General features: G+C 60.6%; 6 protein-coding genes and 1 pseudogene. 4 read left to right on the top strand and 3 right to left on the bottom strand.

Annotation, left to right across the window (positions count from 1 at the left end):
* Positions 1-391 (top strand): annotated as a pseudogene (locus H096_RS34130) (hypothetical protein); the annotation flags it as partial.
* 111 nt (positions 392-502) lie between these two features.
* Here H096_RS34130 and H096_RS19790 read toward each other — a convergent pair.
* Both H096_RS19790 and H096_RS19785 read right to left on the bottom strand, forming a co-directional pair.
* Entirely contained in the window at positions 503-2,341 is a 1,839-nt protein-coding gene (locus tag H096_RS19790; protein ID WP_033901073.1) for an ATP-binding protein, read from the bottom strand.
* Positions 2,342-2,477: 136 nt separating this feature from the next.
* Positions 2,478-3,389: a tetratricopeptide repeat protein gene (locus tag H096_RS19785; protein WP_082461667.1), complete on the bottom strand. Its 912-nt coding sequence runs from the start codon at positions 3,387-3,389 to the stop codon at positions 2,478-2,480.
* A 216-nt stretch (positions 3,390-3,605) separates the two neighbouring features.
* On the opposite strand from H096_RS19785, the gene H096_RS19780 reads away from it, so the two are divergent.
* The 3 genes from H096_RS19780 (at position 3,606) to H096_RS19770 (ending at position 5,610) form a co-directional block, all read left to right on the top strand.
* Positions 3,606-3,905: a hypothetical protein gene (locus tag H096_RS19780; RefSeq protein ID WP_025999745.1), complete on the top strand. Its 300-nt coding sequence runs from the start codon at positions 3,606-3,608 to the stop codon at positions 3,903-3,905.
* A 25-nt stretch (positions 3,906-3,930) separates the two neighbouring features.
* Positions 3,931-4,293 (top strand): hypothetical protein, encoded by a 363-nt coding sequence (locus H096_RS19775; protein WP_033901071.1) that lies wholly within the window; start codon positions 3,931-3,933, stop codon positions 4,291-4,293.
* A 69-nt stretch (positions 4,294-4,362) separates the two neighbouring features.
* Positions 4,363-5,610: a hypothetical protein gene (locus tag H096_RS19770; RefSeq protein WP_033901069.1), complete on the top strand. Its 1,248-nt coding sequence runs from the start codon at positions 4,363-4,365 to the stop codon at positions 5,608-5,610.
* On the opposite strand, the gene H096_RS19765 is transcribed toward H096_RS19770, so the two are convergent.
* Positions 5,611-6,198 carry a TetR/AcrR family transcriptional regulator gene (locus tag H096_RS19765; RefSeq protein WP_033901068.1) on the bottom strand — a complete coding sequence of 196 codons (588 nt, stop codon included), beginning with the start codon at positions 6,196-6,198 and terminating at the stop codon, positions 5,611-5,613.
* Positions 6,199-6,235 lie beyond the last annotated feature (37 nt).

The following is a 6,235-nucleotide window of genomic DNA, read 5'->3' as shown; positions in this document are numbered from 1 at the left end:
GGCGGCTATTTCACCAAATCTGAAAGTCTTTTTCAGAGTTTCCTTAGGTAATTTACAAAAACTATTCTTAAAGGTTCAGAAAGGCCAGCTTACTCCTGATCAAGCAATGATCGCGGCCGAGGTCATTCTTGGCGATGACGTGCTAGACTCTCCAGAATTCATGGCAGAGCTCAAAACATCATTAAAGGAAGTTCCAGCTCTAGCAAAACAATTAACATTGCCATTGGATATTTTTGAGCAAGACACCCTTAGCATTAAGACCATCAACCACGAAAACAAGCCTCGCTTACCCCGTCCTAAACCAGAACCACGGCTAACTCAACAATTTAGAGTAGAAGTTTGGCGCGAATCAAAAAATAAAAAACGTAAATTTCGGATAGTGGAACTGTAAAATATATTTAAAGCCCCTTACAAAAACAGTCATATTAGATTAAACCCAGCAACAAACTTTAGTTACTAACACTATTTTTATTCATGAGCCGAAGTACGCAGAACCAAAAGCCTACCTCCCCAACAACTCCCTAACCCTCCCCCCCAACACCTCCACCGCAAACGGCTTCGTCAACACCCCCATCCCCGCCCCCAACTGCCCATACCCCATCACCGCATTCTCCGCATATCCCGTAATAAACAACGTCTTCAACCCCGGCCGCAATTCCATCCCCGCCTCCGCCATCTGCCGCCCATTCATCCCCCCCGGCAACCCCACATCCGTCACCAGCAAATCAATATGCACATCCGACCTCAACAGCTTCAGCCCTGCCGCGCTGTCGGCCGCTTCAATCACGGTGTAGCCCAGTTCACCGAGGACGTCGGCAAGCAGCATGCGCACCGTGGACTCGTCGTCCACCAACAGCACGGTTTCGCCGTGTTGGGCGACTTCAATATCCACTTGCCCTGGGGCCAATTCATCCCCCGGTGCGGCGCCGTGGTGGCGTGGGAGGTAGAGGGACACGCAGGTGCCTTCGCCCTCGGTGGAGTGCAGGTGCACTTGGCCGCCGGATTGTTGGGCGAAGCCGTAGATCATGGACAGGCCCAGGCCGGTGCCTTGGCCGATGGGTTTGGTGGTGAAGAAGGGTTCGAATACGTGGGCCATGACGTCGGGGGACATGCCGGTGCCGGTGTCGGTGACGCTCAGGCGCAGGTAGGGGCCTTCGGCCAGGTCGTAGGCGCGGGCGGCGGTGGCGTCGAGCCAGTGGTTGCTGGTTTGCAGTTGGATGCGGCCGCCTTGGGGCATGGCGTCGCGGGCGTTGATGCACAGGTTGAGCAGGGCGTTTTCCAGTTGGCTGACGTCGACGAAGGCGGTCCAGGCGTCAGGGGCGCCGGTGGTTTCGATCTGGATGCCGGGGCCGGCGGTGCGTTGGATGAGTTCGGCCATGCCGTACATCAGGGTGTTGACGTTGGTGGCGCGTGGCTCCAGGGTTTGCCGGCGCGAGAAGGCCAGCAGGCGTTGGGTGAGGACGGCGGCGCGTTTGGCCGAGCCTTGGGCGGCGACCATGTATTTGTCGACGTCGCTGAGGCGGCCTTGGGTGATGCGGCGGTTCATCAGTTCCAGCGCGCCGGAGATGCCGGCGAGCAGGTTGTTGAAGTCGTGGGCCAGGCCGCCGGTGAGTTGGCCAACGGCTTCCATTTTCTGCGATTGGCGCAGTTTTTCTTCGGCCTGCATGAGCATGGCGGTGCGTTCGGCTACACGCTGTTCCAGGGTTTCGTTGAGGGCGCGCAGTTTGGCTTCGGCTTCGCGCAGGGCTTCGTCGGCGATGGTGCGTTCCAGCAGGTCGGCGGCTTGGCGGGCGAGGATGTCGAGCAGGCGCAGGTCGCGGTCGGACGGCTGGTGCGGCGTGCTCCAGTGGGTGGAGATCATGCCAAGCAGGCGACCGTCGCGGGACAGCAACGGGGTGGTCTGGGCCGAGCGGATGCCGGTGTTGCGGAAGGCTTGCAGGTCGTCGGTGCCGGCGATGTCGGGCCATTCTTCGAAGTCGGGGATGATGGCGCGCTGGCCCAGTTGCAGGGCCATGGTGCAACTGCTGTAGGCCATAGGGCTCACCCATTGCCAGAACCCGACCGCTTCCGGTGGCAGACCGCGCGAACACAAGAGCTGCAACTGGCCACCATGGCCGGACGGGTGCCCTTCGGGGCACAGCAGCTGCATGGTGCCGAACTGCGAGCCGGTGATGGACACGGCGGCGTCGACGATCTTGCCGTAGAGGGCTTCGAGGTCTTGCTCGCCGATCAGGTCGAGGCTGATGCGGTGCAGGAATTCGATGTCCGACAGGGCGGTTTCCGAGTCACGAGAAACGCCAAGGGGGAAAGCGGCCGGGAAGGCGGTGCGTAGGGTTTTCATGGGGCTACCAAGGGAATGGCATTGAGCTATTAGCAGGTTATCAGCAAAGCTGTGACCACGCGCAATGGGCAGACGTTCGGTGGCGATCGCTGCCAAGTGCCGTTAGTTCACTGGCTTGACGGTCAGGCGTCGATTATCAGCGCGACTTCAAGTGGACATCCGCCAGCACTTCCCAGGTCTTGCGCCCTTGAGGCAATAGCGGCTCGCCCGCAAATCGATATTCGCCCAGCCCCTTCAGCACCGCCTGGTCCATCGCGCTATCACCCGAACCGTGCTCGATGGACAACTGAGGCAACGCAGAACCCTGCTGGTATTGCACTTTCACGATGACATGCCTGGCCTCCGGCCCAGGCTTGAAGACGGCTGACACCTCGTCTTGAACACGCCACATCCTGCGCTTGAGCCGACTCTGCGCGATCCCGACCCAGACTTGGTTGTAACGTTGCTCTTGCTCGGCGCTGAGTGTTACGCCACTCGCGCGTAACCGCTGAATACCCTCCCAGGCTTCGCCGAAACTGGATCGGGTCGCGCTCAGGTAAAGCGCCAGTGCGCCCTGCTGATCTTGCGGGCCGCCCTTGCCTTCTTCCATCAGCTTGGCCAAGCCGAGCTCCGCACTGGCGCTGTCCTTGATGGCCGCTGCGCGCCGGTAAAACTGGCGGGCTTTCACATAGTCCGGCGGCCCGTCGAGACCGCTTTGAGCGAGATCAGCCAAGAAGAGGTAAGCCTGTTCATCGACGTCGGCCACCGCCTGGTAAAGCGCCTTGGCTTTCGGGATGTCTCGCGACACGCCATGACCTCTTTCATAGAGGTTGCCGAGCACGATCTTGCACTTCAAGTTGCCTTTGTCGCTGCGGTCCTGGATGTAGTCAACCTGCTCGCGCGTGATGGAGGCTTCATCCCGGAAGGCCCAGCAACGCAGGCCAGCCATAGGATCATCCTGGGTACTGGTGCTTTGGCAGCCACTCATCAGCGTGGCGAGTGCCAGCAAAACCAAGGGGAAGCGAACGCCAACCCCGAGAACAGCGACGCGATTGATCCAGCGATGCAAGGCTCATCTCCTTATACTTGCGTGAAATTGATTGCATTGTGCCATCTTTCAGCTGATTGGCCTTACCGGAATGTGTGCCTTTGGGCGGCCTTGTCCGCAGCGCGGCGCTCCCTTTCATCCATACGCAGGACCGGGCGTGCTTTCACAGCGCTGAAAAAATAGCCTGGCGGTGTTGTAGACTTCCCGGCCTTCAACCCCCTACTTGAGAACATGGACGTGAAAAAACTACTGCTGCTCGGCTGCATCACCGCAACCCTGACTGGCTGCACCTTCACCGGCGCCAACGAAGTGGCACCGGGCGAATACATGATCACCAGCCATGGCAGCATCTTCAATTCCCGTGAGGGCCTGCTGGAAAACATCAACCAGAAAGCCGCGAAAGTCTGCGACGGCAAGCCGTATCACCTGGAAGGCGACAGCGGCGCGAACATGGTGGTGAGTACCACCACGCATATTGGGCAGACGCCCACGACCGTGCTGGGCTTGAAGGCGGTGTGCGAAGGTCGCAAAGAATAGCGCTCGTCTTCTTTCGGAGGTTTCCATGGCTCAATCCAAACGCGACAGCACCCGCATCGAGCGCCGCCTTGTCGCCACGCTCACCGACGCTTGCGAAACCGCCAAAGCCGAAATCCCAGGGTTTGAATGGCTGACCCACACGGTCAATTACGCCGACTTCCCAGGCAGCCTGCGTATCACCTGGGTCTTCGACACTCGCGCCAGCCAGGCGCAGGCCGTGGCGGCGGGGTTGGACGCGCGTATCCGCGAGTTGACCGCCACCGCACTGCAGGATGCCGAGATCCCGCCCGTGCAATTGGCGCGCTGCGTTCACTTGGACTCGGAAGAAGCCTGCCACGCCCAGCACGGCGGCAATTGGCGTTTGCGCCTGATGCGCTCAGCCAACTAGAGACTGACACCCAACTGCTGGATAATGCCCCCGCCCTGTTCCTCGCCTGTCGATAAGGAAGTCCCTCCAATGAAGTTGCCGTTTTCCGCTGCCCTGCTCGCGTCTGCCCTGCTGGCGCCGTCCTTTGCCCAGGCCGACGATGCCGCGTTGGTCGACACGCTCAAGGCCTTCACCCGTTGTGACGAGACGTTCTTCAGCCGCCTGAACACCCATCGTGACGCCTGGCAGGCCTATGCGCCGCTCAAGCAGCAAAAGGACTTCACCTGGATCGCAGTGCGCGACCGCACCGAACCCAAGGCCTCGGCCGTGCCGGTGAGTGCGCCGGCCATCGCGGGGTTGAAGCTGCTGTCCTATAACGATGAGGTCAGCGATCTTGGCCCGTTGGGCCTGTATTACTTCTGGGGTTTCACGGTGGACGGCACCATTGATGAAGTTGCCCCGCGCCTCGCGGCGTTGCTCGACCAACCCGCTGCGCTGCAAAAAGGCGAGGGGCAATACACGCGCAGCGAGCTGAAAGTGGGCAACAGTTGGCAGGCGATCAAGCCGATGCCGGGCAAGGCGCCGGGGCTGCGCAATGTGGAGCGGGTGCTGATCGTGGAGCCGGAGGGCAAGTATTCCCGTGTGAGCTGTTCGGTGCAGGGTGGCGTGAATGCCGGGCTGCTGGCGCTGTTGCGGCCGGACATCGCGCCAGTGGACTACCCGCGCACCGTGGCTGAAACCAACCTAGGTGATGTGCCGGTGCCACCCAACGTACTCCAGGGCCTCGACGCACCACTGCTGCAACCCAAGTTCAAGACGTTGAGCTACAGCTACCTGTCGAAGAACGCCGCGGGCAAAGACGCGCCGATCACCATCCGCTTCAAGGCCGAAGACGGTTTGCTGGTGAAGAACGAAGCCTACGGCGCCGCCTTCAATGTGGACCGCCTGATGCTGGCGGACCTGATCCAGTTGAAATCAAAAATGAACGGCGTGGGCGAAGGCCAGGTCCTGCAGACACGTGAGGCCGAGGTGAAATTGCCGACGAGTTGGGCGCCGGGCCAGACCCTGAGTGCGCACTTGAAGATGGCCAACGTGCCGGTCAAGCCCACCGACAAACCGCTCGAAACCACCTTGACCTGCAAGGTCGGCGAGCGCTTCCCGGCGCGTCAGGTGTTTGCGTCGCTGACGGGCGATGCCATTCGGTTGGCCTGCGAGCAGGATGGTTATTCGTCCAATCGCGCGTTTATCGAGGACCTGGGCGTGGCGCTGACGCTGGAGTCGACGTCGAGCCAGACCCACTATGTGAATGAAATCCAGACGCTGGACGTGGTGCGCTGACTAAAGCCCCTGCCCCTGCAAAAACGTGTCGACCTGGCGTTCGAAGCCAGTTCGCTCGAACTTCACCAGCGCCATGCGCCACAGGCCTTGCAGGTAGGTAAGGATCACCGTGGCGGTCACCTGCGGGTCGAGGGATGCTGGCAGCAGGCCCTGGGCCTGATCCTCACCCAGGCGCTCGGCCATGATGCCGCGCACCGCTTCCAACCCCTGCTCGGCGCGCTCGCGCAGTTCCGGGTCTGACAACACCACGTCCGTCACCATCGCGGCCACCATGCACAGGGGCGATGGCATCTGTGCGCCTTCCAGGTCATCAAGGATCACGCTGAAAAATGCGCGAATACCCTCGGCCGCCGTGGGCGCCGATACCAGGGCTTCCAGGCGCCGCGCCACCACATCGTCTTCGTAACGCTGCACGCAAGCCAGGTACAGCTGCTTCTTGCTCTTGAGCGAGTTGTAGAAGGAGCTTTCGCCGATGTCCATGACCTTGAGCAAGTCGCGCAGGCCAGTGGCGACGTAGCCGCGCTGCCAGAACAGCACCTTGGCCTTCTCGACGGCCTGGTCGTAATCAAACGCAATTTTTCTCGCCATGGGTCACCTGCCAATTCTGTATCGGCCGATACAATAT

Source organism: Pseudomonas sp. FH1 (genome assembly GCF_000510895.2).
Taxonomy (GTDB): Bacteria; Pseudomonadota; Gammaproteobacteria; order Pseudomonadales; family Pseudomonadaceae; genus Aquipseudomonas; species Aquipseudomonas azotoformans_A.
The sequence above is the reverse complement of the archived record's forward strand: the minus strand, read 5'-3'. Positions and strand labels throughout refer to the sequence as shown.

Excerpts from the sequence above, each read along its gene's own strand:
- H096_RS19790 (WP_033901073.1), bottom strand. The coding sequence starts at position 2,341 with ATGAAAACCCTACGCACCGCCTTCCCGGCCGCTTTCCCCCTTGGCGTT.
- H096_RS19775 (WP_033901071.1), top strand. The coding sequence starts at position 3,931 with ATGGCTCAATCCAAACGCGACAGCACCCGCATCGAGCGCCGCCTTGTC.
- H096_RS19770 (WP_033901069.1), top strand. The coding sequence starts at position 4,363 with ATGAAGTTGCCGTTTTCCGCTGCCCTGCTCGCGTCTGCCCTGCTGGCG.
- H096_RS19765 (WP_033901068.1), bottom strand. The coding sequence starts at position 6,198 with ATGGCGAGAAAAATTGCGTTTGATTACGACCAGGCCGTCGAGAAGGCC.